Here is a 26,577-nt window from a genome sequence, read left to right as displayed (position 1 = left end):
GCCGAGGACGCCAGGGGAGAGCCGGGAGGCAGGCTCGTCCCGGGGGGGCTTACCAGTGCCCCGGGGCCGGCGCCTCGTCGGTGTGGGGCCGGGCCTCGGTGGTCTCGGTGGTCTCGGTGGTCTCGGTGGCCTCCCGGGTGGCGTCGTCGAGCGTGGTCGCGCTCTGCTCGTCGAGCGCCCGGGCGCGGGCGTCGAGCAGCTTCGCCAGCTGGATGACTTCCTGGAGAAAGTCGCGCAGCTCATCGGGATGCATCGGGGTCTGGTGGCGCTCCACGTAAAGGCGCCCGGCCAGGATGCGCAGGTCGTTGGCGCTGCGGCTCATCTCAAAGAGGGCGTTTTGCACGTCGTCGCGTTGCAGCAGGGCGTGAACCGGCTCGCTGCGCGAACCGGAGAGCCGGACTTCGGCGGCGAAGGAGCGGGTTTTGGGCTTCTGGGGCCGGTCTTCATAGATCTGGAGACGGTCGCGTTTCTGGATGCGTCCCTCGTCGCGCCAGAGGTCGTGGAGACGTGTCTCCACGGCCATAAAGTACTCGGGGTCGTTGCTTCGCCCGCGGCGAATTTTTTCCATGCGGGACGAGAGCACGACCTGATAGCCGGCGTAGCTGCCGCGGAGTCGGGCTTTGGCCCGGGCGCTGCTCTGGAGGGTGAGGTCGAGCTCCCGGGCGCAGGCGCGCCAGGCCCGCTCGGTTCGCTGACGGTCGAGGCGATCGTAGTAGGCCGCCACCATCAGCAGAATCGGGAGCGCCAGGCCCGTGATCAGCTCAAGCTCGTCGAATCCCAGGTCGGTTTTTACCAGGATGAAGGCCAGCGTCGTGACGATCAGCGCGGGGATGAGGATTTTGAGGGCCATGGCACGTCTCCGGGAACGCCGTGGGAGGCACAGGGCGGCGTCGCGGTCGAAGGGGGCGGTAAGTCGGGGGCACGAGCGCCCGCGGATGTGCGGGGCCCGGAGCCAGCGTGTGGAGCGTGGCCAGAGTATGGCCGAGCGTGGGCCGGGCGTCGATCGTCATCACCCGGGGCATTGAGGGCTCGGCACAGAGCGCGCTTCTTGATACTCAAAGCAAAGAAGCCGGTGCCTTTGGAGGTGCTCAAGCATCCGGCCCCGCCCTCCTGCCAGACGCACGTCCCCTGCCCAACCCCGGGTTGAGCCCGTTGACCGAGAGACATCACGATGAACGCCCCCCACCTTCTGGCCCGCGATAGTGACCTGTATGTGATTCACAAACCCGCCGGCTGGGTGGTGCATCCCACTCAGGATGCCTCGATGAACGACCTGGTGAGCTGGCTGGAGAGCGCCCACGGGGTAGCCGGTGCCTCGCCAGTTCATCGCCTCGATCGCGAGACGAGCGGGGTGGTGCTGCTCTCACCCTCGGCCGAGCTGCGCGCCGAGCTGGGGCGCTTCTTTGCCGACGAGCAGGTCAAAAAGGAGTACCGCGCGCTGGTCTACGGCCCCACGCCGGCGGCAAAGACCCTGGATAAGGACCTTTACGACAGGCGGCGTAAAAAGGCGCTGAAGGCGGTGACCCGCTTTGAGACGTTGGAGCGTTTCGTCTCCTGCTCCTACCTGCGGGTGTGGCCCGAGACCGGGCGCAAGCACCAGATTCGCCAGCACCTGCAGCAGGCCGGGCACGCGATCGTGGGAGAGCAGCGCTACCGGCCCAAAAAGTTTCTGCGGGTCCCCGGCTACGTGGGGCGGCTGTGGTTGCATGCCCATCGGCTGGAATTGCCCGATGGGCGCGTCTTTGAGGCGCCCCTGGCTGAGGAGCTTCAGGGGCAGCTGGAGCTTCTGCGCAGCCTCTGAGCCGGGAGGTGTCCCCGGCTCAGCACTTGTTGGTTAGCACTCGGGCTCAAAGACACCGGCATGCAGGTCGCGGCATTCCAGGGTGGCGTGTGTGACGCCAAAGCGCTCTTTGATCTGAAGGCGGAGCTCGTCGCTCAGGGCGTTGGTCTCTTTCAGAGTGGTCGTGTTGACGGTGAGCACGCCGCTCAACACGGGCTGGCCGGCGTCGAGGTCCCAGACGTGGAGGTCTATGACGTCTTCGACCCGGGGGTCGGCCAGCAGGAGCTCCAGCAGCGCTTCGATGTCGATGTTGGCCGGCGCGCGCTGGAGCAGGATGGCGACCGTGTCGCGCAGCAGGGGCCAGCTCCCCACCAGAATCAACGCCGCGATGACCAGGCTGGCGATCGGGTCGGCCAGGTTCAGGCCCCAGACCATCACGGCCACCGCCGAGACGATCGCGGCCACCGACCCCAGCGCGTCGGAGAGCAGGTGAAGCATTGCTCCGCGCGTGTTCACCGACTCGTCGCGGCTGCGGGCCAGATACCAGGCGCTGCCCAGGTTGACGATCAGGCCGGCCACCCCGGTCCAGAGCACGGCGGTGGCCTCCAGGGGCGGCGGGTGCTGAAAACGCCCCACCGCCTCAATCGTGATCATCACCACGATCACCACCAGGCTCGCTGCGTTTAACAACCCCCCCAGCACCGGGGCTCGCCGCAGCCCGAAGGTGAAGCCTGAGGAGGGGCGGCGAGTGGCGATGCGCATCGCGACCAGCGCGACGATCAGCGCGCCGACGTCTGAGATCATGTGGCCGGCGTCGGAGAGGAGCGCCAGCGAGTTGGTCCACAGGCCGACGACCACCTCCAGAATCAAAAAGGAGGCGTTGAGGGCGATGGCCACCTTCAGCGCGTGCTCCGGGGTGGGGCCGTGGTGATGGTGGTCGTGAGAATCGTGGGAGTGATGGGCGTGTGCGCTCACAGCGACGCTCCTTGCTCAAGGTGCTCAAAAGCCAGAATCCGGCAGATAGGGGCGCCGCAGGTCGGCGCCTTCGTCACCTTTAAAGACGTCTGCCGGCGTCCCGGGGTTACAGGGGGATCCGAGAAGGCGCCGGGGGCGCGCCCTTAACCCTCGATCTTGAACCCGAAGCGGGAGAGCAGACCCGGGAGTTGTTCCAGGCGCAGCTTCGCGCCGCGGGTGCGGCATTTGACCGGGTCGAACGCCAGGTTGTGGGCCAGGCAGAGGTCGGCGCCCTCCAGGTTGGCGCGATCCCAGGTGGCGCCGGTCACGTCGCACTGGTCGAAGACGGCTTTGCGCAGGTCGGCCTCGTAGAGGTCGCTCTCCTGAAGGGTGCAGCGCTCAAAACGGGTGTTGCGCAGGTTCAGGCTGCGCAGCGAGGCGTAGTTGAGGTTGCAGCCCTCAAAGGAGAGGGAGAGCCCAAAGTCGCTGAGCTCGTGAAAACTCACGCCCATCAGCTTGCAGTCGATAAAGCGCACGCCCTGCAGGCGCGTGCCGCGGAGCTTGACCATGGCCAGGTTGCAGCCGCGGAAGGTCGTGTCGATCAGGGCCACGTTGCGCAGGTCGGCGCCCAGAAATTCGCAGTCGACAAAGGTGCAGCCGTAGACCTCAGTCTCAAAGGGACGCTGCTGGGTGAAGTCAGCGCCGGTGATGGTGTGATCGAGGTAGGCGTCGGGGGCGGGGAGAGAGGTCATGGCGGCTCCGGGGGAAGGGAGAGCGGGCGGGGGGAGGGAAGATCAGGCGTCGTCATCGTCGCGACCTTCTCCCTCCCCATAGTCGACGGCCGCGCTCAGCGGCAAGGTGGCGTGGAGGGGGCCGGCGCCCCGGCCCCGGCCCCGGCGCTGGCGAGGGCTGGCGAAGCGCTGCCCCGGGGAGGGTTCGCGCCGGCTGGTTGAGGTCGGGGGAGAGGATCAGCGCGCGCCGGCGCCCTGAAGGAAGAGATCTAAGGCGCGGTCGATGGCCGGTTTGAGCGCAAAGGGCCCCTCAAATGCCCAGTGCAGGGTCAGCGAGTGCAGAGTGCCGCCCAGGGCCAGCGCGTAATCGAGCGGGTCGCCCGGGCGCAGCGCCCCCTCGGCGATGCCTTCGGCCATCAGCGCACGGAGCACCTGCTGGTGGGTGGCGTAGAGGGCCCGGATCTCGTCGTCGATCTGCCCGGCGGCCGGGCTCATCGGGGCGTTGACGATGCCGGCCAGGTAGAGCTCGCGCTCCTCCTCGGCGAAATCGGCCAGGTTATGGAGGAGCCAGCGCAGGCGCTCCTTAAAGGGGAGGCGCTCGGGGAGGGGCTGGTGCAACACCTCGCTGAATCGCGCGCGCACCCGGCGCCACAGGGAGCAGAAGATGTCGTCGCGGTTGGCAAAGTGCTTGTAGAGGGCCGAGGTGGAGTAGCCGGCCCGGGTGGCGATCTCTTCCACGGTCATGGCGCGCCCGCGCTGGTTAAAGACGTGTGCGGCGGCATCCAGGATGCGTTCGCAGGCTTCATCATGGCCCAGGCGCTGGCGTGGGTGTTCACTCATAAACAACTCGAGATGGGGTGATTCAAGGGGGGCAATTGACGCGCTTTCGGGAGCTGCGGCCCCCGAGAGCGCGTCGGTCGATCAGGTCTTTTCAGGTCGATTCAGGTCTGTGTGCGGGAATCATCGGGAGCGCTCGGCGGCCTGATGCAGGGCCTCGACCAGGCGATCGATGTCGTGGCGGTCGGTGTACGCGCCAAAGGAGGCCCGGGCCGTGGCGCGGAGCCCCAGGCGCCGGACCAAGGGGTGCGCGCAGTGCGAGCCCACCCGCAGCGCGATGCCTCGTCGGTCGAGATGGTCACCCAGGGCATAGGCGTCAAGGCCCTGGAGGCCAAATGAAATCACCGCCGAGCGCTCCCGCGGGGTGCCCACGAGCTCCAGTCCTTTGACGGTACTGAGCTCGTTCAGGGCGTAGGCCGTCAGCGCCTGTTCGTGGCGCTGGAGGGCCTCCATGCCGGCGGCCTGCATCCAGGCGATCGCCGCGGCCAGCCCCACGGCCTGGGCCACCGGCGGGGTGCCGGCCTCAAAGCGATGGGGGATTTCGGCGAAGACGACGTCGGTCTCGGTGACCGAGGTCATCATGCCGCCGCCCAGCTCCACCGGTTCCAATGCTTCCAGCGCCGCGCGCCGCCCGTAGAGGAGCCCCACCCCGGTGGGGCCGTACATCTTATGGCCCGAGCAGACAAAGAAGTCGCAGCCCAGCGCCTGCACATCCACGGCGCGATGGGCCACGCTCTGGGAGCCGTCGACCACGGTCAGCGCGCCTCCCTGACGGGCCATCGCCACCAGCTCGGCCACCGGGTTGACCGTGCCCAGCACGTTGGACACCTGGGTCAGGGCCACCACCCGGGCCCCGGCCAGCAGGGGGGCGGCGGCCTCCCGATCGAGTTCCCCGCGCTCGTTCAAGGGCAAAATGTTGAGCGGAGCGCCGGTGGCTTCGGCCAGCGCGCGCCAGGGGAGCAGGTTGGCGTGATGCTCCATCGCCGAGATCACGATGGTGTCGCCCGGCTTCAGGGCCGACTTGATGCCGCCGGCCACCAGGTTCAGGCCGTGGGTGGCGCCCCGGGTGAAGACGATCTCGGCCGGGTCAGCCGCGCCCAGAAAGGTGGCGGCGGTGGCGCGGGCGCTTTCAAAACGCTCGGTGGAGCGCCGCGCGCGCTGATGGCCGCCGCGGCCGGCGCTCCCGGTCTCGGTGGCGTAAAACTCGGCCAGCGCGTCGATCACCGGCTGCGGGGTCAGGGTGGTCGCCGCGCTGTCCAGATAGACCCAGGCGCGGGGGGCGTCGGGGCGCTCGTCGTGGTGGAGCGCCGGAATCTCCTGACGCCAGCGCGCCGAGAGCCCGGCATCGGGGTGAGCACTCATCTCGTGGGGAGGTCGAAGCGTCATGGATCCCTCGTTTTCCCGACACGAACCGGGATCGGCTCCTGCCGCGGGGTGGTGCCCGGCACCTCGCCAGGCGTTGTCGGTCGACACCAGGATGAATCGGGTTTCTGTGAGATCTAACACACCCGGGCTCGGAGAGCATGGCCGGCGGCCCCTTCCCGGGGGCGGACGTCGAAAAAAATGACGTCCCTCGCCCTCCGCGCACAGGCTCAACAAAGCCTCGACCTGTGCTCCCCGGGGTCAAGATGGCGAACGCCAGGCGTCGAAGCGAGTGACGGGGGTGTTTGCGGTTGGAAGTGGCGAGTCGAAGCGCGTGACGGGGGGGGTTAAAATGAAAGTGGCGAGTCGGAGCGCGCGACGGGGGGGGGAAAATGAAAGTGGTGAGTCGGAGCGCGCGACGGGGGTGTTTTAAAATGAAAGTGGCGAGTCGGAGCGCGCGACGGGGGTGTTTTAAAATGAAATCGAGGCGTTGAAGCGCGCGGGGACTCAAGATGCGGGGGGGCGCGTGTCGGGAGGTCCGCCCCCCCGGAGGGGGTCGGGCCTGAAGGGGGAGAGCGCGGCGCGGGCGCGTTCAGGAGAGGGGTTCGGGGTCTTTTTTGGGGGAGCCGGGCAGGGGGATGAACTCCTCATCATCGTGCACCGGGAGGCGGATGCGACCGGCCGCCCAGTCGGCTTTGGCCTGCTCGATGCGCTCCTTGCTCGAGGAGACGAAGTTCCACCAGATGTGGCGTTTGCCCAGGGGTTCGCCGCCCAGAAGCATCACGGTGGCCGGGGTCTCGGCGGTGAGCACCGGGTTTTTGCCGGGTTCAAACACCAGGAGCTGTCCCTTCTGGTAGCGCTGGTGCTGGAGCGTGACCTGGCCCCGGGCGATGTAGGCGGCGCGCTCGCTGTAGGTGTCCGGGAGCTGGAGCCGGGCGCCGGGCTGAAGTTCGACGTGCACATAAAAGAGGGGCGAATGGGTGTTGACCGGGCTGGTCAGGCCAAAGGCTTCGCCGGCGATCATGCGCATCCAGATCCCCGCGCTCTCCTGATGGGGCAGGTGCTGGCGAGCGAAGTGGTGAAAGCTCGGCTCGCTCTCCTCGACCGCGGTGGGCAGCGCCACCCAGGCTTGCAAAAGCTCCAGGTCGCCGCCGGTGCGGCGGAACTCTTCTTCAAAACGCTCCGAGTGGCTGACGCCGCTGCCGGCGGTCATCCAGTTGACGTCGCCGGGCTTGATGACCTGCTCGTAGCCCACGCTGTCGCGGTGCATCCACTTGCCGTGGAAGATGTAGGTGATCGTGGAGAGGCCGATATGCGGGTGGGGCAAGACGTCCATCTCCCGGGAGACGCGGGGCTTTAAGGCGACCGGCCCGGCGTGATCCAAAAAGACGAAGGGGCCGACCATGCGCCGGCGGCGGTAGGGCAGAATGCGGGCGACCTCAAACCCGGGGGAGAGGGCCGCGGAGCGGGCGTCGATGACGATGTCGAGCATGGTGGGCTCCTTCGAAACAGGTGTGTGAGGGGCTGGCGAGCTTAGAGGATGCGCGCGTCGGGCACCTTTTTAACCATCTTGCGAACCCAGCGAGGGGAGCTGAAGCCGAGGTCCGTAATCATGAACTCATGCTCCAGGCCCATATCCATGTCGAAGACCTCCTCAAGGGTGATATCCTGGGAGGAGCGCTTCCAGGGCCGCCACTTGAGTTTGATGCCCAGCACATAACAGGGGGAGTCGGGCAAATGTTCGACGGTCTTGGAGGCCAACCAGATGGCGTGCACATCCGGGTGCATCTGAACGTGCGCCACCAGGCGTTCGACCTCTTCGCTGGGCAGGTCGTGGGGCAGGAGCGTGTCGGTTTTGAGGAGTGCGTTGCGCTCCTCCCTGGCGAGCTTGAGTTGGTGGGACCAGGCGTCCAGACGAGCCTCCCAGTGGGCGGCCCGCTCCGCATCCCCCTGGCGTACATAGTAATCGTAGAGGGCCTCGCCGGCGTCGGGGAGCAGCCAGATATCGTCGTCGATGGCGGCTTCCAGCAGGGGAATGGCGCCGGGGTCGTCGTCCTGGATTCGGTTTAAGCCCAGGGTCATGCGGGCGCCCTGCTGGGAGGGCCAGCGCTCTAAAATGGCCTCGAAGGCCGCCTCGGCCAGGGGGAACTCACGCAGGCGGAGCAGGAGCTGGGCTCGCTCCCAGAGGTCGTCAAAGTCGAGCTCTCCTTCCTGCATCTGGGCTTCCAGGCTGGCGAGTCGCTCTTCGTCGTGCTGCCGGGTCTGGTGGAGCTGAACCCAGCTCTCGGTGTTCTCCCGGGCCCAGGCCTGGCTCAGTTTTTGAGAGATGGTGTGATAGGCCCGCTCCCCCAAAAAGTGCTCGGCGGCGTTGCGCGCCTGGGGAGGGGGCGGCGCAGCCACGGTCTGCTCCAGGGCTTGCACGCGAGTGATGAACGCGGGGTGGGTGTCGTCGATGTTGGCGGGCTGGTTGCAGATGTCTTCCAGGATCGCGTTGACCAGGTCCGTGGGCAGGGCGGGCGACTTGCTCAGCTTGTGGTCCATGTCCAGGTAGAGGCTGCGCGGGGGCGCGGGCGAGTTGGGGATCTCCTGGTAGACCGAGGGCCAGAAGTCGTGCTGCAGGCGGTGGGCGGCCAGATTCACCCGCGTGAGCGCGCGGGCGGCGATCTCGGGGCTGGTGACCCGGGCCGCGGCCTGGTCGGCCTCGTACTCGTGGCCGCGGGCCAGCACAAAGGAGTAGGCCATAAACCTGGGGATGAAGCGGTCGAAGAAGCGCCCGAACATAAAGGGCGTGTGGCCGCGGGCCTCATAATGCTCGCCAATGCGCGCCCAGGTTCGGCGCAGGTGGTAGATCCACCCGGACTGGCGCATATGCTCGCCAGCCAGATGCCCGAACTCGTGGCCGAGCACCGAGCGAAACTCCGCGGGGTCCAGGGCCTGCATCAGGGGAAGCCCCAGCTCCAAAAAACGCTCCCGGGGGCCGATGATGCCAAAGCGCGGGATCTCCCACACGGCGGCGTTGAGTTGATCGGTGAGGAGCACCCGATCCAGGCGCGGGCCCTGGAGCTGGCGGCGTACCTCCTCGATGGTCGCGAAGAGCTCGGGGTGCTCCTCCTGTCGCAGCTCCAGCCCCTGGGGAGGGTCCAGGCGAGCGAAGAGGGTGGCGCCGATGACCTTCATCAGCGCGATGAGGGGGAGGAGCATGTAGATGGCGACTTTGATCAGAAGCGTCGGCCGATGAAAGCCGATGAGGATAAAGGCCGCCACCATCAGCAGCGCCATCACGATCACCGCGCTGATGTAGGCGTAGCCCATCATCGCCATGAGGGTGACCCGGCGACGGTATTTCTGGGGGGTGCGCTGGTTTTCGGCCTCCAGCCGATGCACGAGTTCTTCGAAGGTTTGACGATCCATGGCAGGGCACCTCTCCCGGGGTAGTGAGTATGGTGGCGTGGAGGCCACTATGCGCGCGGCGGCGCCGAGCTGTCACTTGATTAAAAGGCCTCGTGCGAGTCGGGCCCCTTTACCTGTAGCGTCTGACCCTCCAGGTGCCAGTGGGTCGGGGCGACCCGCTGGCAGAGGTTTTGATCGTGGCTGACCAGCAGGAGCGCGCCGGGGTAGTCGAGGAGGGCTTCTTCTAAGAGTTCGATAGAGGGGAGGTCCAGGTGGTTGGTGGGCTCGTCGAGCACCATCGCCCAGACCCGTTGGTGAAGGGCGCGGGCCAGCGCCAGCTTGCGCATCTGGCCCGGGCTGGGGGCGTCGCCCTTAAGGAAGGGCCGGGGCTCCATGCCCAGGGCCGCCACGATGTTCATCACCTCTCCGAGTCGTGGGCCGGGCAGGGCCCGGAGCTCGTCGATGAGAGCCGTGCTCTGTTCAAGGGAGAGCTCCTGAGGCAGGTAGAGCACCCGGTCGCGGGGGATGTGCAGGTGGTCGAGGGCCAGGCGCAGGAGGGTGGATTTTCCGGCGCCATTGGGCCCGCGCAGGGCGATTTTTTCGTGGCGTCCCAGGGCCAGGCGCAGGTCGCGGGCCAGCCGGTGTGTGCCGGCCACCAGATCGACCCCCGGGAGGCTGAGCACCGGGTCTTTTGGCGAGGGTTCAAAGTCGATGTGCAGGGCTCGCCAGCGGGTCTTTTCGATGGGGAGTTCGGCCAGCTCGGCGCGCATCTTCTGGAGGGCCCGGGTGGCGATGCCGGCCTGGCGGCCGGCGCCGGCCTCGGCCCAGCTGGCCCGGATCTTGTTGCCCATGCTGCGGGCGTCGCTGTCACGGGCGGAGCTCATGCGGCTGGAGCTCTTGAGGCTGCGCTCGGCCGATTGCTGGCGCCGGGCGGCCTCCCGGGCGGCCTGCTCCTGACGGTCGCAGCGGGCCTGGAGTGTCTGGCGCGTCTGGCGCGCGTGGTCCGAGGCGGCCTGGCGCAGCTCGGCCGCCTGGCTGTAGGGCACCGGATACACCTGGATCTGAGAGGCCCGCTCGGCACGCGACTCCACCCACAGGGTCGAGGTGCAGAGCGCGTCGAGGAGCTCTCGGCGGTGGCTGACCACCACGCCGAGGCCCTTATGCAGGCGCATCGCCTCTAAGAGCCAGGCCTGCCCCGGGGCGTCGAGGTGGTTGGTGGGCTCATCGAGCAGGAGCATCGCCGGGCGCGCCATCAGGGCCGCGCCGATCTGCCAGCGCTTGCGCTCCCCGGGAGAGAGCGTCTCCCAGCGGGCCCAGCCCTCAAACTCAAGCCCCAGCCGACTTTTGAGGCGCATGGCCTCTTTATCCCAGCGGTGGGCGGCCTCTTCGACCAGGGGGCCGGGCTCGTTTACGCGCTGCTCACAGAGCACCACCGGGCCGGGCAGGGCGATGTGGATCTGACCGTGGGTCGGCGTGAGCCGGGCGGCCAGCAGGTGCAAAAGAGTGGACTTTCCGGCGCCGTTGGCCCCCACAAGGCCATGCCACCCGGGGCTTAGATGCAGATCGAGCTCCGAAAAGAGCTCCACCATCGCCTGCGGATACGAAAACGAGACGCGCTCCAGGCGCGCCGCAACCTGAGATGCCCTCATGGGACCTCCTTTTAAGAGAGAGAATTGCCGATTCCGGGGGGAATCTGCTCGGTGTTGCGCTCTTAAAAGGGGCTCACTTCACGTCGGGCTCGGGGCTGGAGGAGGGGAAGTCGGTGGCGGTCTGGCGAGATGCCGAGCCGCGACGCGACCCGGCAAACCTAAGGCACCCTCCGAGCGTATGCAACCCCTCCGCAGGGGCCTCACCGCCCGGAAGAGGGGCGCGAGGTCCCTTGTTGGCTGGATAGATCTGGATAGCCTTTGGCGATATCTTTATATAATCATCTAAGTGTGAGTGAGGCCTTGGGCAGGAGGAGGGCATGCCGAGGAGGCTCTCTGTTTCACGTGAAACGTCATAAAAACCCCCATAAATCAACGTGATGCTCCACCCCCGGTCCGCCACCGGGCACTTTTTTTGGTCTGAATGGGCGGTGCTGGCACGGGGTTCGCTAAAGCTGTCTCCCGAAGATGCGCGAGGATTCGCGTAGGAGCCGATTAGAGAGACACTTGAATCAGGGCGCGCCGCGCCTGTAAAGGGAGACATCATGAAAGCACGCGAACTTAAAGAACTGGGAATCCCCGCCGACCTCTGCCCCCGGGTGTTGCGCGAGGCGGTGGCGTCGCTCAAAGCCGGCGCGACGGTGGACGAGGTGCGGGCGGAGCTCGGCGAGTTGCTCGCCAGGGTGCCGGGCCCGGCCGAGGAGGGGCACTTTGGGTGGCTGGTCGCCGAGTTGAGCAAGCGCGAGCGCTGGGAGGAGCGCCCGGCCCCGGCGCCCTGGGTGCAGTGGGGAAAGGATCTGGAGGCCTCCGCGCTCGGCCAGATGGCCGGGGCCACTCGCCTGCCCATTGCCTGGCGCGGGGCGCTGATGGCCGATGCCCATCCGGGCTACGGGTTGCCGATCGGCGGGGTGCTGGCCACCGAGGAGGCGGTGATCCCCTATGCGGTCGGCGTGGACATCGCCTGCCGCGTGAAGTTGAGCGTGCTCGACATCGATTTGGCGAGCTTTGAGGCCAACCCGCAGCGTTTTGAGCGGGCGCTCGAAGAGGAGACCCGCTTTGGGATCGGTGCAAACTTCCAGCGCCGGCGAAACCACGCGGTGATGGATCAGGACTGGGAGGTTTCGCCGGTGACCTCGCGTCTGAAGTCGAAGGGCTGGAAGCAGCTCGGCACCAGCGGCTCGGGGAACCACTTTGTGGAGTTTGGCGAGCTCACGCTCTCGGCGCCCGACCTGGGGCTGGAGGCCGGGCGCTACCTGGCCCTGCTCAGCCACAGCGGCAGTCGCGGGGTGGGGGCGGCGGTAGCCAACCACTACTCGAAGCTGGCGATGGCGAGTCATCCGCAGCTCCCCCCGGAGCTGCGTCACCTGGCCTGGCTTGAGATGAGCAGTGAGCTCGGTCAGGAGTACTGGGCGGCCATGGAGCTGATGGGCGAGTATGCCTCGGCGAATCACGCGGTGATCCATCGGGAGATCGTGCGTCATCTGGGCGCCGAGGTGCTGGCCGGGGTGGAGAATCATCATAACTACGCCTGGAAAGAGGTGCATGATGGCAAGGAGGTGATCGTGCATCGCAAGGGCGCCACCCCGGCGGGCAAAGGGGTGCTCGGGGTGATTCCGGGCACGATGGCCGACCCGGGGTATGTGGTGCGGGGCAAGGGCAACGCGCTCTCGCTGGAGAGCTCCGCCCACGGTGCCGGGCGCGTGATGTCGCGCACCCGGGCCAAAAAGACGCTGAAGTGGGGAGCGTTTCGCCAGCGCCTGGAGCGCCAGAAGGTTCGGCTGCTTTCGGCCGGGCTCGATGAGGCTCCCGACGTGTACAAAAACATCGAAGACGTGATGCGGGCCCAGGACGATCTGGTCGAGCGGGTGGCGCGTTTTGACCCGCGGATGGTCAAGATGGCGCCTGCTGGCGAGCCGGCGGAGGATTGAGGATGAGCGAGCAATACCTGCAACTTGATGGCGCCCATGGCGAGGGAGGCGGGCAGCTTTTGCGCAGCGCGCTGACCCTGTCGATGCTTTGCGGGCGCCCCTTTGAGATGGTGAACATTCGCGCCGGGAGGCGCCGCCCCGGTCTGCTCCGCCAGCATTTGACCTGCGTGAAGGCGGCGCAGGCGATCTGCCAGGCCCGGGTGGAGGGGGCCGAGATGCATAGCTCAAGCCTGCGCTTTGTGCCGGGGGAGGTGCGCGGCGGCGACTACCGTTTTGCCGTGGGCAGCGCGGGCAGCGCGATGCTGGTGTTTCAGACCGTGGCGCTGCCCCTGGCGCTGGCCGCCGAGTCCTCGACGCTGCGGCTCAGCGGGGGGACCCACAACCCGGCGGCGCCGCCCTATGAGTTTATTGAGCGGACCTACCTGCCCCTGCTTCGCCGGGTGGGGCTGCGGCTGGAGGCCACGCTGCTGCGCCCCGGCTACATGCCGGCCGGCGGCGGAGAGATGGAGGTGCGGATTCAACCCTCGGAGGAGCGATATGCGCTGGCGCTCCACGCGCGGGGGGCGCTCCTGAGCGCGGAGGTCGAGGCGCAGGTGGCCCACCTGCCCGGGTCGATCGCCGAGCGCGAGCTGAGCGCCTTCGCCGAGCTGGCGCCGCCGCTTCCCGATGACGAGCTCCGCTGGCAGGCGCACCACCGCTCCACGCGCCAGAGCAGCGGGCCGGGCAACATGCTCCTGGCCACGCTGAGCTATGAGCAGGTCACCGAGGTCTTTTCGTGTCCGGGGCAAAAGGGGTTGAGCGCGGAGCGGGTCGCCGAGCGAGTCGCCGCCGAGGTTCGCCGGTACCTCAGCCACGACGCCCCGGCTGGCGAGCATCTGAGCGACCAGCTTCTGGTGGTGCTGGCAGCGCTGGGAGAGGGGAGCTTTCGCACTGCCGAGTTAAGCTCCCATGCGCGCAGCCAGCTCGCCATGCTGCCCCGCTTCATCGACCGGGAGTTTCGGCTCTCGGAGCGGGCCGATGGGACGATCGAAGTCGCGTTGGAGGCCCGATGAACTCGACGCCCCGGCATAAGCCCACGGTGGTCATCGGTCTGGTGGGCTCGCAGCTCGATAAGGGGAGCGCGCCGGCGCGCTGGGAGCGCTGGCGCCCCACGGTGGGGATCTGCCAGCAGCCCGACCTGCTCATCGAGCGTTTGGAGCTCCTCTACCAGGCCTCGGATCGTGGGCTGGCCGAGCGGGTACGCGACGACGTTGTGCAGGTCTCTCCCCAGACCCGGGTCGTGTTGCGGGAGTTTCCGCTGGGGGACCCCTGGGATTTTGAGGAGGTGTTCGGGGCGCTGCACGACTTTAGCCGGGCCTACGACTTTCAGGAGCGCGAGGAAGAGTACCTGCTCCATATCACCACCGGCACGCATGTCGCCCAGATCTGCATGTTTCTGCTGGCGGAGTCCCGGCATATCCCGGCGCGCCTGCTGCAGAGTTCGCCGAAGGGGCAGCGAGGAGCGATGAAAGGGGTGGGCGGCTGGCGAGTCATCGATCTGGATCTCTCGCGCTACGACCGCCTGGCCAGCCGCTTTGTGCGGGAGCAGGGCGAGGCCACCACGCTGCTCAAAGGGGGGATTGCCACCCGAAACGCCGCGTTCAATCGATTGATCGACGAGCTGGAACTCGTGGCTCGTCGCTCCCGCGAGCCCATCTTGCTCACCGGGCCGACCGGGGCCGGGAAGACGCAGTTGGCCCGGCGGATCTACGATTTAAAGGTGCGCCAGCATCAGCTCGGCGGGGATTACGTGGTGGTCAACTGCGCCACGCTCCGGGGCGACGGGGCGATGAGCGCGCTCTTTGGCCACCGTCGTGGTGCGTACACCGGCGCGGCCGAGGGACGAGCCGGGCTCTTGAAGTCGGCCGATCAGGGCCTGGTCTTTCTCGACGAGATCGCCGAGCTGGGTCTCGATGAGCAGGCGATGCTTTTGCGGGCGCTGGAGACCCGGCGTTTTTTGCCCCTGGGGGCCGACGCGGAGGTCGAGAGTGACTTTCAGCTCATCGCCGGGACCAACGCCGACCTGGTCGAGCGGGTGGAGCGGGGGTTGTTTCGCGCCGACCTGCTGGCCCGGATCAACCTGTGGAGCTTTGAGCTGCCCGGGTTGGCCGAGCGCCGCGAGGATATCGAGCCGAACCTCGACTACGAGCTCCAGCGCTACGCCGAGCGTCAGGGGGAGCGCGTGCGCCTGAACCGGGAGGCCCGCGAGCGATTCTTGGGCTTTGCGCTCAGCGAGGCGGCGGTGTGGCGCGCGAACTTTCGGGACCTGAGCGCCGCGGTGGTGCGCATGGCCACGCTGGCCTCGGGGGGCGTGGTCACCGAGGAGGTGGTCGAGGGGGAGCTGCGGCGCCTGAGTCGGCAGTGGCAACGCGCCGGCGGGGCGGGGGCGTCGCCTCGGAGTGGCGGGGATTCCGGGGGCTCCGGGGGGCTGGCGGAGCTGGGTCTGGAGGCGCTCGACGATTTTGATGCGGTGCAGCTTCGCCACGTGATCGCGGTCTGCCGCCGGAGCGCCTCGCTCTCGGAGGCCGGTCGCACGCTCTTTGCGGTTTCGCGGGCCCGACGGCGCAGCCGCAACGATGCCGACCGCCTGCGCAAATACCTCAAAAAGTTTGAGCTCGACTGGGAGAGCATCGGTGGGGGCTGCCTGGTGGCTCCGGTGCGGGGGGGCGATTGAGTACGCCGGGTACGAGAGTCGGGGGGGCGCGCCCGGAGCAGCGAGGGCTATGGCGCTGGTATGAGCGCCGGGGCTGGGATAAATCTTGGAGAGGAAGCGCGGCGTTGAGAGCGCCGGGGCGTTGAGGCGATAAAGCTGGGGAGCAGGTCGTGGAGCGAGTTGAGAGACAGGGAGCGCATCTGGCGCTTTTTATGCCATCGCTGGGAGGGGGAGGCGCCGAAAAGGTGATGTTGACGCTGGCGCGGGCGTTCGCGGAGGGGGGCGATAAGGTCGATCTGCTCGTGGCGCGTTGCGAGGGGGCTCATCGCGACAAAATCCCGGATGGGGTGAGGCTGATCGACCTGGAGGCGGGGCGAGTGTTGCGCAGCCTGAGGCCCCTGGCCGCCTATCTGCGCAAGAATCGGCCGGACGCGCTGATCAGCACGCTGAACTACGCCAACGTGGTGGCCGTGCTGGCGCGCGATCTGGCCGGGGTCTCGACGCCGGTGCTGGTGCGCGAAGACAGCACGCCGACGCACAGCCTGGAGAAGAACTGGAAGGGGCGGCTTCAGCTCGGGCTGATGGCGCTGACCTACGCCCGGGCCCAGACGATCGTGGCCGTCTCTCAAGGGGTCGCCGAGGCGCTGGTGGAGGCCCGCGTGGCACCGGCCCGGCGAATCACGACGATTTATAACCCGGTGGAACTCGACCAGATTGAGGCCGCCAGCACTCAGCTCCCCACCCATCCCTGGCTGGCCGGAGAGCGGGGGGGACGGCCACGGCCGCTGGTGCTGGCGGTAGGCCGACTGACCCCTGCCAAGGATTACCCCAACCTGCTCGATGCGATGGCCCGGCTGAAGCAGACGCATTCGGCGCGTCTCTTGATTCTGGGCGAAGGCGAGCTGCGGGCCGAGCTGGAAGCACGCATCGCTGATCTGGGGCTGGAGCAGGATGTGGCGATGCCGGGCTTTGTGAGCAACCCCTATGCCTGCATGGCCCGGGCCGATGTGTGCGTGCTCTCTTCGCGCTGGGAGGGTTTTGGCAACGTGCTTGTGGAGGCGCTGGCGGTGGGGGCACCGGTGGTCGCCACCGATTGCCCCGGCGGGCCTGGCGAGATCCTGGAGGGGGGGCGCTGGGGGCGCCTGGTGCCCGTGGGCGATGCTTTGGCGCTGGCGCGGGCCTTGGGCGAGGCGCTCGACGAGGATGATGCCCCCGATCCGCGGCCGCGCGTCGGGGCGTTTGACCACACGGCGATCGCTGAGGCCTATCGTCGGGTGCTCTTCGGAGGGGAATCAGATGGCGAGTACCCGCGCGCGTCAGGGGATGCTAAGCGATGGCTTGGCCTGCGAAAGTAGGACGCCGTGCGTTGGCGTTAACGCCACGCCAGCGGAATCGCCAGCGCTTCGGGTGAGCTTTCAAAGCCCGGACGAAACAGAAAGCATCGCCTTAAGGTTTGCGCCGGGCCCGCGTCACTTTCAATCTCGCATCCATCAACCGCAACGTCGGCTCAGGGCGTACCAACGCACAGGTCAAAGGAGGACGCATGGAAGACATCATCATCATCGGAGCGGGAGGGCATGGGCGAGAGATGCTCTGGTTGTTGCGTCGTCTCAATCGGGCGGTGCGGGGCTTTGTGGATGATAATCCCACGCTGCATAACCAGCAGGTGTGCGGCGTGCCGGTGCTCGGCACGACGGACTATCTGGAGAAGGTCGGCCGGGCCGAGGTGGTGTTGGGCGTGGGCTACCCCCGGGTGCGACGGAAGATCGTCAGCAAGCTGGCCCATCTTCCGCTGACGTGGCCGACGCTGGTGGACCCGGGGGCGCATGTCAGCCAGGAGGTCAGCTTAGGCACCGGGGTGACGGTATGCGCTGGTAGCGTGATCACGGTGCAGGTGAAGGTGGGAGACTTCGCGCTGATCAACATCGGCAGCCGGATAAGCCACGACACGGTTATCGGAGCCTATACGATGGTGTCTCCGGGGGTGACGTTGACGGGCCAAACGCGCGTGGGCTCCGATGTGATGCTGGGTGCCGGGTTAACGGTCGTGCCGGGGGTCCGGATCGGGAATCGGGCTGTGGTGGGAGCCGGGGCGGTGGTGATTCGAGATGTGCCTGCGGGGGCGACCGCGGTGGGGAATCCGGCTCGGGTGATTCGGCAGCCGGAGCCGGTGGAGTAGGTCTTAGAGGTTGGGAATATGCTTGGAGCGGGGCGCTCCCGGCGGGGCGTGCTCTGTTCCGAACGCGCTGTTCAGGCCTGTCGAGTGCGTGGCCAGGTGGCGAAAGGGCGCGCCGGTAAGAGCGCCACGATAAAGAGCATGTAGAAGGGCAGCATGGGCATGCGATAGCGCGCGAGGGTCCCCATATTGGTGGTCGTCAGTCCCACGCCGAGCGCAAAGAGCACCACAAAGATCAACGTAAATACCAGGGGTGGCGAGCGCATGATCACCTGCCAGCTCTCGTGTCCTCCGCGCCGGTAGAGCGCTAAAAGGAGTAGCCCCAGGATAAAGCTCATCTCCAGCGCGCTGACCAGCGCCATGAGGTTGTTGGCCTCAAAGATAAAGGGGCGAGCCAGCGCTGTGATCACGGCCATCGGGGCCATGGCCAGCTGACCCGAGGAGCTGGTGGGAGCGGTGTCGGAAAGGGCGAAGGTGGAGCCTCCCGTGACGCGCTGTCCGACCTCCTGGAGCCGGCTGGCTTCATCCACCAGGTTGGTCAGGGCGTAGCGAGGGAAGAGCTCGCCGATGCCGATGATCGCCGTCATCGCCAGCGCCATGGCCAGCGCAAAGTGAAGCGGACGCAGGCTAAGCGCCCGTCCCCCGCTTAAGCGCAGCCCGCGCTGCCAGTAGTACCAGGCGCCAGCAGCGATGGCGAAGGGGCCCAGGATGTAGGTTTTGACAAGGCCCACAATGACCGAGCCTGCCCCCAGCGCCACCGCGGCGCGGGGTGTCGAGCTTGTCGAGTCGGTCAGCCGTATGATGCCGTAGGTTGCCAGACCCAACCCGATGATGGCGATGCTCTCTTTGAGGAGTCCGCTGGACCAGAACACGATGGAAGGCATCCACATCATGCCCGCGATCAGGCGCCGGTGCAGATGCGGGGGAAAGAGGGGGCGAAAGGCGCGGAACATCACCAGCTTGCCAAAAAAGGACCCGATCGCCACCAGCAGGCACGTCGCGTAGAGCGAGCCCTGGGTGAGGTAATGGAGCCAGGAGCTGAGGCCGTACATCGTGGCGGTGGCCGGGCTGGCTGAGTTGAGCCAGCCCAGGTTCTGGGTCTCTTGCTGGACGATCAGGCGCAGCGCGTCGGGGGCGTAGGCCACAAAGTCTTCGCGCATCCGGTCGGCGACGAAGCCGCCCTCGCGGAAGTAGGTGAGCATGTCGCCGTAGCCGTAGAGATCACGGGTGATGAAGACCTGAGCCAGGGCGGCGAGCAGGTGCAGGGCAAAGGCGCCGATGAGCAGCCCTTGTTCGCGGCGCTCAAAGGCGCGCAGGCTCAGACCCAGGGCGACCACCCCGAAGAGGATCGTGACGAAGCTGGGGATTAGTTCTAACATCCTGGCGAGTTCTCCGGGGCATCTTCAGGCCCTTGACCTATCGGGTGACGCGGGGAGTAACGTCAGCGCGCGGCGAATCCATCCGCCCCCTCCCCTCTTTAAAGCAGGACGCGCTCATGGAAGCGACGCAATCATGCCCGTCTCAGACCGATGTTGCCCCGGCGGGGCCACCGGTGAAGGTATGCCATATCATCACCGGGCTGGGAACCGGGGGGGCGGAGACGATGCTGACCAAACTCATCGAAGGCGGCGACCGCCGGCGCTTTCCCACCACGGTGGTCAGTCTGATGGGGCGGGGCACGATGGCCGAGCGTGTGGAGGCCGCCGGCGCTTCGGTTGAGACGCTGAACTTGAGTCGCGGCCGCCCCACTCCGGCCGCCCTCTTTCGTTTGCGCCGGCTGGTGGCCCGGCATAACCCGGATGTGATTCACGCCTGGATGTACCACGCCAACCTGGGCGTGATGGCCGGGCTGGGCCGCCCTTTTGCCTGGAACGTGCGCCACTGCATCTACGATCTTGGCGAGGAGAGCCGGGGCACCCGGGCGGTGATTCGCCTGGGCGCGCTCTTGAGCCCGCAGGCCGACGCCATCGTCTACAACTCCCGTCTCAGCCGCACGCAGCACCGCGCCCTGGGCTACAGTGCGCGGCGCGATGAGGTGATCCCCAACGGCTTTGACACCCGCACCTTTCGGCCCTGTCCCGAGGCGTATCGGGAGGTGCGCCGGGAGCTGGGGCTGCCCACGGCGACGCCCCTGGTGGGGATGGTGGGGAGGCTGCACCCGATTAAGGATCACCCCAACCTCCTCGGCGCGATGCGGCGCGTGGCCGCCGAGCACCCCCAGGCGCGTCTGGTGCTGGTGGGGCGCGGGCTGAGCGCGGACAACGCCGAGTTTCTGGGCCAGGCGCGCGCGCTGGGGCTCGAAGAGCGCGTGATCCTGCTGGGGGAGCGCCGCGACATCCCGCGCATCACCGCCGCCTTTGACGTGGCGGTGCTCAGCTCGCGCAGCGAGGGCTTCCCCAACGTGGTGGGGGAGGCGATGGCCTGCGGGGTGCCGGTGGCGGTGACCGACGTGGGGGATGCGGCCTGGCTTTTGGGTGGGGCCGGGCGCGTGGTGGCGCCCCGCGACGAGATGCAGCTGGCGCGGGCGATGAGCGAGCTGTTGGCGATGGACGAGGGGGCGCGGCGCGCCCTGGGCCAGAAGGGGCGCCGGCGCGTGGTGGAGCACTTCTCGCTGGGGGCGATCGTGGCGCGCTACCACGCGCTCTACGCCCGGATGGCGGGTGTGCCCTTTGAGGCGCCGGCCTACGCCCCATCTGTGGCGCAAGACTCTCACGAGGGCGAGATGGGCGCGCTCCCAACCCCTCAAACGCAACGTGCCCCGGAGTCGGCCGACGCCGAATCCTGAGGCACGTTGGAATCACAATCATTGCACCGGGAACTCGGTCTGAATCAGACCTTGTTCAGAGCCCGGTGCCGCCCGCTTTCGATGCGGATGACTTTGCGGGCCGGTACGCTGGGGCGGTAGGTCGGGATCAAGGCTTCCAGGCCTTCGCGTACCCCCTGATCGTCGCTGGCCTGGCCGGCCGCCATCAGTGCATCGAAGGGCTCCTGGAGATTTTCGAGCAGGTCGCCGGGCTCGCGCCCCATAAAGATCTTGGCGTGGGCGGTGGTGTCGACCTCTTCGCGGTCGAGGGTGAGCTCTTCAAAGAGTTTTTCGCCGGGGCGAATCCCGCAGAACTCCACGGGGATCTCCTCTTCGCTGAGCCCACTCAACCGAATCATGTCACGGGCCAGGTCGACGATCTTAACCGGCTCGCCCATGTCGAGAATAAAGAGGTCACCCTGCTTGAAGGTGGCCGCCTGAAGCACCAGCTGGGTGGCCTCGGGGATGGTCATGAAGTAGCGGGTCATCTCCGGGTGGGTCACGGTGACCGGACCGCCGGCGGCGATTTGCTGGCGGAAGATCGGGATGACGCTTCCGTTGGAGCCGAGCACGTTGCCAAAGCGCACCACGCAGAACTTGGTGGTGGGGCAGCTGGCGTTGAGATGGCGCACTAAAAGCTCGGCCACGCGCTTGGTCGCGCCCATCACGCTGGTGGGGTTGACGGCTTTGTCGGTGGAGATGAGCACGAAGCGGGCCACCTGATACTCGGCGGCGAGGTGGGCGACGGTGCGGGTGCCGCCGATGTTGTTGCGGACCGCCAGGGCCGGGTGGGCCTCCATCAGGGGGACGTGTTTGTAGGCCGCGGCGTGGAGCACCACATCGGGGCGGTGCAGGTCGAAGACCTCGCGCATGCGCTGCGCGTCGGTGACGTCGCCGATGGCCGGGAAGAGCCGGTCGTCGTGGGCCTGACGCAACTCGCGGTGGATGAAGAAGAGGGGAGTCTCGGCGGAGTCCAGGAGGATGAGGCGCTCGGGGTTAAAGCGCATGACCTGCCGGCAGATCTCCGAGCCGATGGAGCCGCCGGCGCCGGTGACCAGCACCCGCTTGCCTTCGAGGGAGCGGCCGATGGCGTAGGTGTCGAGCTCCACCGGGGCGCGCCCCAAAAGGTCGGTGATGGCGACCTCGCGGAGCTGATTGACCGAGACTTTGCCTTCCACCACGGCTTCAAAGGCCGGGACGATGCGGGTTTTGACGCCGCAGCGTTGGGCCAGCTCCACCACCCGGCGAATCTGCTCGCGGGAGGCCGAGGGCATGGCGATGACCAGCTCCTCGACGCCGTGTTTATCCACGATCTGAGGGAGCCTTTCGATGGGGCCAAGCACCGGGACCCCGTGCATGCGCAGGCCGTGCTTGTAGGGGTCGTCATCGATGAAACCGACCGGCCGATACACGATCTGGCGGTTTTTCGCGATCTCGCGCACCAGGGTCTCGCCGGTGTCGCCGGCCCCGGCGATGAGCACCGGCACCGCCGGGCGGTCGTCGCCCCAGGTGGCCAGGCGCTCGCGGATCAGGCGCAGGCTGCCGCGGGCGCCGCCCAGCAGCAGCAGGCTCAGCGCGAAATCAAGCAGGTAGATCGAGCGGGGAAAGTCGGCCGGGGTGAGCACCAGAACGTTGAGCGCCAGATACGTCGCGCTGGCCAGAGCCAGCGCACGCGCCAGGGCCAGCACGTCGTAGAGGCTCACGTACTTCCACCAGCCCTGGAACATGCGCATCACGCCCAGGACCAGTGTTTTGGTGGCCAGAAGGGGCAGCAGCCCCGCCCACATCGCCGCCTGATATTGGGGGGGGATGGCGTAATCAAAGCGGATCAGAAAGGCCAACAGGTAGGCCAGCGCAAAAAAGCCCACGTGCAGCGTGGCAATGATCCCCAGACGAGCCCACAGAGGAAGGCGCGGCAGGTGGCCGATCCAGGAGAAGAGCGAAGTAGGTGTCATAGATCCCGCGTCTGCTGATGAGGCGGCTTCAAGTGCCTCAGCTCGCCATGGCGCGATAAAAGCTCGGGGCCATCGGAGGGAGTGCCGCTCCGCCCGAGCCTTCATCGGAGGCTAAGATCTATCGGAGACGCGGGGAGAGTTCAACGCATTGGGGTGTAGCACTTCGTGACGTAACACCCCGGCCTGGCTCAGAAGGATGGCGAGGGCGTCGCGGCGCGCTCTCCCTGGTAGGTGGCGCTGCCAAAGCCCAGCAGGGGGAAGAAGATGAAGCCGAAGAAGATCAATCCCAGCCCCCACAGCGTGTCTTTACCAAAGGCATGGGCCAGCCCGATGCACAGGATCACCATGGCCACGAGGTTGATGAAGGGGACATAGAGCAACAGACCCCACCAGGGCTCTTTGCCGGCGATTTTGGCCAGCACAATTGAGTTGTACACCGGCACGATCGATGCCCAGCCCGGCTCACCGGCTTTGGTATAGATCTTCCAGACCGCGGCGATCATCACCAGGGAGACCAGCATCGAGACCAGAAAGATGAGGCCGAAGGCGATCATCCCGGCGATGCCTCCCAGCAGGTCGGAGGGGATCTCGGGCTGAGCCTGGGCGATGAGCAGAGCGTGAGTGAGGGCGTTCATCATGACGTTCTCCGGAGATCAGGGGCCTGAAGATGGACGATGTCCGACCGGAACCATTTCCGGTGTGACGTGACCGGGCCCTGAAGCAGGTTGGAAGGGGCGGGAGTGTAGGGAGGCCCCCGTGATTGTTCAATGCGACGCGGCACCCGGGGCTGGCAAGCCCGGAGTGGAGGGGCGGACGCAGGTTTGCGTTGAATCGAGAGGAGATGCGCGTCAGGTTAGGGGAGCCGAGCATAGGTTGAGTAAAGACGAGGGCCCCGGGTGAGTCTGGGGCTGAGGAGCGAGGGACGATGCGAGTCTGGACGACGTGGGGATTGGGGGTGTTGCTGGCCGTGGGACTGGCGAGCACCGGGTGTATGCGCAGCGAGCAGTGCGCTTCCATCCAGGATTGTTTTCGTGGCGAGGTCTGTCAGGCGGGCGTGTGCGTGGCGACGCTGGGGCCGGAGGATACCGATGTTGACGAGAGGGATGTCGACGAGAGCGATGGCGGCCTCATCGACGACGCGGACACCCCCGATGCCGATGCCGACGATGGCGGTGAGGAGCCCGATACCCCCATCGATCCCGACACGATCTATCAGGGGGCGCTGGTGCTGGAGAGCCCGGCGGATGTGGACGCCGCGCAATCCTATCGCGAGGTAACCGGTGATGTGATCTTTCGTGTCAATGTCGCGGAGTCCCCCGCGCTTGAGTTGCCTCTGCTGGAACGGGTCCATGGGAGCGTGCAGATCGACACGCTCTCCCAGACCTCTTCGATCTCGTTGCCGTCGCTGGAGCAGATCGACGCCTCGCTCTCGATCCGTTCCAACAGCGCGCTGCGTTCGATCAACGCGCCGGTGTTGCGCCTCGTCCAGCAGGATTTAGAGGTCATCGCCAGCGGGGCGGAGTCGCTCTACCTGCCGAAGCTGGCGCAGGTTCAGGGGACGGTGCGGCTGATGAACAACGCCGAGTTGGCCTCGCTGAATCTGCCCCTGTTGGAGAGCATCGCCGGAGACTTTATCGCGCTGAGCTCGTCGAGCTTGACCGGGGTGACGTTATCCTCGCTGCACCGGGTCGGTGGCTCGGTTCAGGTGATGCAAGCCGAGATCCAGCGTCTGGACTTGAGTGCGCTGGTGGAGGTCGGGGGCGCTCTCTCGATCCAGATGCTGCCCGAACTCACTTCGCTGGCGTTGTCCGCTCTTCAGACGCAGGGGGAGCATGCACCAGGGCCGCATCTCTTTTTGAGCGCGCTGCCGAAGCTGCACACCCTGGAGATGGCGGCGCTGGAGGAGGTGCACGGCAAACTCATGATCTCGGATGTCGATGCGCTCACCGGGTTGAACCTGCCGGTGCTGATCCGGGTGGGCGGGGAGATGTCGGTGGTCAGCAACGATGTGCTGGCCAGCGTGACGCTCACCGCGTTGGAAGAGGTGGTAGGGAATCTGGTGCTCTCGGGGAATCCGATGCTGAGCACACTGACGCTGCCGGCGATCACGAGTGTGCAAGAGCTCAACATCACGGCCAACGAGTCGCTGTCCTGGTGTGAGATTGAGGCGGTGGTGGCCAGCCTGCGCGGCGCCGGCTGGCAGGGAGTGGCGAGTCTGTCGGGAAATCTTTCAAACACCTGTCCCTGATCGGCGTGCTCCCGCAGGCAAAAAAGCTCAGGCCGGCACCTGAGAGAGCGTTTCGGAGGGCTCGTCGCGAAAAAACGCGACGAGCTCTTCGTGTCTGCGGGCGGCGTCTTGCCAGCCCAGCTCAATGAGCTCCCCGGTGTACTGCCCGTCGAAGAGCACATAGCTTAAGAGATCGCTCTCGCGGCCGCCCTCGCTCTCCAGGGCGCGCTGCCCGACGTGGCGCAGCGGCGCCGAGCCCCAGAAGCTCTCGGGCAGGGTGCGCGCCAGCCCGGCGGCCAGCTCCCCCAGGTCGCGGCTGGGCCGAATCAAGAGGGGCTCCACCACCCGGTAGCCCTGCCCGCGGTGCCGGCGAATCACCTCATTAAAGGGGGGCAGGAAGTGCTCTTTGCCAAAGGCCTCTTCGCCCACGCGAAGCATGGCGTTGACGCGGTTGAGCACGCTTAAGTCGTAGTCGAGCGGGTCGAGCAGGAGCGCGTCGAGGAGCTTGCCCATCACGTAGGCCAGGTTGGGATGCGCGATCTTGCGCAGATGCTCCGGCACCGGCGTGGGGCGCTGGCGCTCCAGCGGGGAGGCGTTTTTTAAAGCGATCACCAGGACCCGATCCGCGCCCAGGCGCAGCGCTGGCGAGATGGGGGTGTTCTGGCGCAGCGCCCCGTCGCAGTACCAGCGTCCGTGCACCTGAACCGAGGGGAAGAGCACCGGGATCGCCGCGCTGGCCAGCACCTTGCGCGGGGTAATCGGCCCCTGACGCGCGATGCGCCGGCGGTCGCGGGTCCAGGGGGGCAGCGGGCGGTGCGTCTGCACAAAGACGGCGGTCTGCCCCGAGACGATGTCGGTGGCCGAGACCGAGGCCGCCTCCAGATGTCCGCTCTTGAGGTTCTGCTCAATGCGTCGAAAGGGGATCTCGTGGCGCACCAGGCGATCAAAGAAGCTGGTGTGCAGAAAGCCCCCCGGCCGGCTGGTGTCGGCCATCGCCCGCTGGGTGCGCCGCACCAGCCCGGGCAGACGCTCCTCAAGGAGGTAGTGGTAGAGCAGCCTCCCGAGCTCGCCATACGAGAAGCGAATCACCTCGCTAAAGCGCAGCGAGCGCCACAGGTGCTCCAGACGCGCGGCACAGTAGTGGGGATCGTCGAGCGTGGCCGCCACCCAGGCGGCGTTGATGGCACCCACGCTGGTGCCGCACACGATATCAAAGCGCGGCGAGTAGCCCAGATCGGCGGGGAGCGCATGCATGATGTAGCGGAGCGTGCCTACTTCGTAGGCCCCGCGGGCCCCGCCGCCGGAGAGCACCAGCGCGCGTTTCGGTGTCGGGTTGTGGGGAGCGTTCATCGGGTATGTCAGGGGAGAGAGCGGCAAAGAGGGAGCGGAAGAGGACGCTCGCCAGCAAGGGAGGGCTTGAGTCGGGGCGGCGCACTCGGCAGACTAGCACGCCCCCGATCTCGGCGCGTAGCGCGGACTTGCTCTCAGCGCCTCCCGAGATAGCGGAGGGATTTCGATGACCACGACGGGCGAGGTGATGATGAGCGACGATAAGACGATCGATTGGGCGGACTTTGAGGCAGTGAAGCTCCAGGTGGGCACGGTGGTGCGGGCGGAGCCCTTTCCCGAGGCGCGCCGGCCTGCCTACAAGGTCTGGGTGCGCCTGGGACCGGAGGACGTGCGCAAATCCAGCGCCCAGATCACCGACCTCTACTCGCCAGAGAGCCTGGTGGGCACCCAGGTGCTCTGTGTGACGAACTTTCCGGCGAAGCAGATCGGTCCGATCCGCTCCGAGGTGCTGATCTGCGGGTTCGAACGCGAAGACGGCGCGATCGTCCTGGCCAGGCCCGATAGCCCGGTCCCCGATGGGGCTCGCCTCAAATAAACACCGGGTGGCGAGGCTGAGAGAACGCTGTGGACCCGGGTAGGGCAGCCCGGGGCCAAAACGCGGGCGCTCCTTTCGCTGGCCCTTTGTTCTCTTCGTAAGAAACAGGGTGGGCGTGTTTTGACCCCCTCGACCCCCACCGAAGAGGCAGGGTGGGCGTGTTTTGACCCCCTCGACCCCCACCGAAGAGGCAGGGTGGGCGTGTTTTGAC

At 67.0% G+C, this 26,577-nt stretch carries 21 protein-coding genes; 9 read left to right on the top strand and 12 right to left on the bottom strand.

What is annotated here, in order from left to right; all coding sequences use genetic code 11:
• Positions 1–49: 49 nt before the first annotated feature.
• Positions 50–850 carry a hypothetical protein gene (locus DL240_RS13440; RefSeq protein ID WP_111730422.1) on the bottom strand — a complete coding sequence of 267 codons (801 nt, stop codon included), beginning with the start codon at positions 848–850 and terminating at the stop codon, positions 50–52.
• Between the two features lie 321 nt (positions 851–1,171).
• Between DL240_RS13440 and DL240_RS13435 the strand changes: the two genes are divergently transcribed.
• Positions 1,172–1,801, top strand: coding sequence for an RluA family pseudouridine synthase (locus DL240_RS13435; protein ID WP_111730421.1), 630 nt, complete (start codon positions 1,172–1,174; stop codon positions 1,799–1,801).
• A 33-nt stretch (positions 1,802–1,834) separates the two neighbouring features.
• On the opposite strand, the gene DL240_RS13430 is transcribed toward DL240_RS13435, so the two are convergent.
• From DL240_RS13430 to DL240_RS13400, 7 genes are all read right to left on the bottom strand, one after another.
• The gene (locus DL240_RS13430) at positions 1,835–2,755 is read right to left on the bottom strand and encodes a cation diffusion facilitator family transporter (protein WP_111730420.1); all 921 of its coding nucleotides are present in this window, start codon (positions 2,753–2,755) and stop codon (positions 1,835–1,837) included.
• A gap of 143 nt (positions 2,756–2,898) precedes the next feature.
• A complete protein-coding gene (locus DL240_RS13425) occupies positions 2,899–3,486 on the bottom strand; it encodes a pentapeptide repeat-containing protein (protein ID WP_111730419.1) in 588 nt (195 codons plus the stop codon).
• 216 nt (positions 3,487–3,702) lie between these two features.
• Entirely contained in the window at positions 3,703–4,305 is a 603-nt protein-coding gene (locus DL240_RS13420; RefSeq protein ID WP_111730418.1) for a TetR/AcrR family transcriptional regulator, read from the bottom strand.
• 120 nt (positions 4,306–4,425) lie between these two features.
• Positions 4,426–5,688: an aminotransferase class V-fold PLP-dependent enzyme gene (locus tag DL240_RS13415; RefSeq protein ID WP_111730417.1), complete on the bottom strand. Its 1,263-nt coding sequence runs from the start codon at positions 5,686–5,688 to the stop codon at positions 4,426–4,428.
• Between the two features lie 568 nt (positions 5,689–6,256).
• On the bottom strand, positions 6,257–7,156 hold the full coding sequence (locus tag DL240_RS13410; RefSeq protein WP_111730416.1) for a pirin family protein: 900 nt from the start codon (positions 7,154–7,156) through the stop codon (positions 6,257–6,259).
• 41 nt (positions 7,157–7,197) lie between these two features.
• Positions 7,198–9,075 carry a M48 family metallopeptidase gene (locus DL240_RS13405; RefSeq protein WP_111730415.1) on the bottom strand — a complete coding sequence of 626 codons (1,878 nt, stop codon included), beginning with the start codon at positions 9,073–9,075 and terminating at the stop codon, positions 7,198–7,200.
• 80 nt (positions 9,076–9,155) lie between these two features.
• Positions 9,156–10,703, bottom strand: a complete 1,548-nt coding sequence (locus DL240_RS13400) for an ATP-binding cassette domain-containing protein (RefSeq protein WP_111730414.1) — start codon at positions 10,701–10,703, stop codon at positions 9,156–9,158.
• Between the two features lie 542 nt (positions 10,704–11,245).
• Between DL240_RS13400 and DL240_RS13395 the strand changes: the two genes are divergently transcribed.
• From DL240_RS13395 to DL240_RS13375, 5 genes are all read left to right on the top strand, one after another.
• The gene (locus DL240_RS13395) at positions 11,246–12,628 is read left to right on the top strand and encodes an RtcB family protein (RefSeq protein ID WP_111730413.1); all 1,383 of its coding nucleotides are present in this window, start codon (positions 11,246–11,248) and stop codon (positions 12,626–12,628) included.
• A 2-nt stretch (positions 12,629–12,630) separates the two neighbouring features.
• Positions 12,631–13,680, top strand: a complete 1,050-nt coding sequence (gene rtcA / locus DL240_RS13390) for an RNA 3'-terminal phosphate cyclase (protein ID WP_111730412.1) — start codon at positions 12,631–12,633, stop codon at positions 13,678–13,680.
• Positions 13,677–15,341 (top strand): RNA repair transcriptional activator RtcR, encoded by a 1,665-nt coding sequence (gene rtcR / locus DL240_RS13385; protein ID WP_111730411.1) that lies wholly within the window; start codon positions 13,677–13,679, stop codon positions 15,339–15,341. The genes rtcA and rtcR overlap by 4 nt, the downstream gene beginning before the upstream one ends.
• 191 nt (positions 15,342–15,532) lie before the next feature.
• Positions 15,533–16,675: a glycosyltransferase gene (locus DL240_RS13380; RefSeq protein WP_111730410.1), complete on the top strand. Its 1,143-nt coding sequence runs from the start codon at positions 15,533–15,535 to the stop codon at positions 16,673–16,675.
• Between the two features lie 188 nt (positions 16,676–16,863).
• Complete coding sequence (locus DL240_RS13375) at positions 16,864–17,499, top strand: acetyltransferase (RefSeq protein ID WP_111730409.1); 636 nt, start codon at positions 16,864–16,866, stop codon at positions 17,497–17,499.
• Positions 17,500–17,570: 71 nt separating this feature from the next.
• Here DL240_RS13375 and DL240_RS13370 read toward each other — a convergent pair whose 3' ends face one another.
• Complete coding sequence (locus tag DL240_RS13370; protein WP_111730408.1) at positions 17,571–18,875, bottom strand: hypothetical protein; 1,305 nt, start codon at positions 18,873–18,875, stop codon at positions 17,571–17,573.
• A 116-nt stretch (positions 18,876–18,991) separates the two neighbouring features.
• On the opposite strand from DL240_RS13370, the gene DL240_RS13365 reads away from it, so the two are divergent.
• Positions 18,992–20,281, top strand: a complete 1,290-nt coding sequence (locus tag DL240_RS13365; RefSeq protein WP_111730407.1) for a glycosyltransferase family 4 protein — start codon at positions 18,992–18,994, stop codon at positions 20,279–20,281.
• 44 nt (positions 20,282–20,325) lie between these two features.
• Here DL240_RS13365 and DL240_RS13360 read toward each other — a convergent pair whose 3' ends face one another.
• Positions 20,326–22,254 carry a polysaccharide biosynthesis protein gene (locus tag DL240_RS13360; protein ID WP_158542560.1) on the bottom strand — a complete coding sequence of 643 codons (1,929 nt, stop codon included), beginning with the start codon at positions 22,252–22,254 and terminating at the stop codon, positions 20,326–20,328.
• 188 nt (positions 22,255–22,442) lie between these two features.
• The gene (locus DL240_RS13355) at positions 22,443–22,892 is read right to left on the bottom strand and encodes a DUF5684 domain-containing protein (RefSeq protein ID WP_199589815.1); all 450 of its coding nucleotides are present in this window, start codon (positions 22,890–22,892) and stop codon (positions 22,443–22,445) included.
• A 287-nt stretch (positions 22,893–23,179) separates the two neighbouring features.
• On the opposite strand from DL240_RS13355, the gene DL240_RS13350 reads away from it, so the two are divergent.
• On the top strand, positions 23,180–24,502 hold the full coding sequence (locus DL240_RS13350; RefSeq protein ID WP_146618292.1) for a receptor L domain-containing protein: 1,323 nt from the start codon (positions 23,180–23,182) through the stop codon (positions 24,500–24,502).
• A gap of 27 nt (positions 24,503–24,529) precedes the next feature.
• On the opposite strand, the gene DL240_RS13345 is transcribed toward DL240_RS13350, so the two are convergent.
• A complete protein-coding gene (locus DL240_RS13345) occupies positions 24,530–25,831 on the bottom strand; it encodes a patatin-like phospholipase family protein (RefSeq protein WP_111730404.1) in 1,302 nt (433 codons plus the stop codon).
• Positions 25,832–25,997: 166 nt separating this feature from the next.
• Between DL240_RS13345 and DL240_RS13340 the strand changes: the two genes are divergently transcribed.
• Entirely contained in the window at positions 25,998–26,366 is a 369-nt protein-coding gene (locus DL240_RS13340; protein WP_199589814.1) for a tRNA-binding protein, read from the top strand.
• Positions 26,367–26,577: the final 211 nt, after the last annotated feature.

The organism is Lujinxingia litoralis, from assembly GCF_003260125.1.
GTDB classification, from domain to species: domain Bacteria; phylum Myxococcota_A; class Bradymonadia; order Bradymonadales; family Bradymonadaceae; genus Lujinxingia; species Lujinxingia litoralis.
The sequence above is the reverse complement of the archived record's forward strand: the minus strand, read 5'-3'. Positions and strand labels throughout refer to the sequence as shown.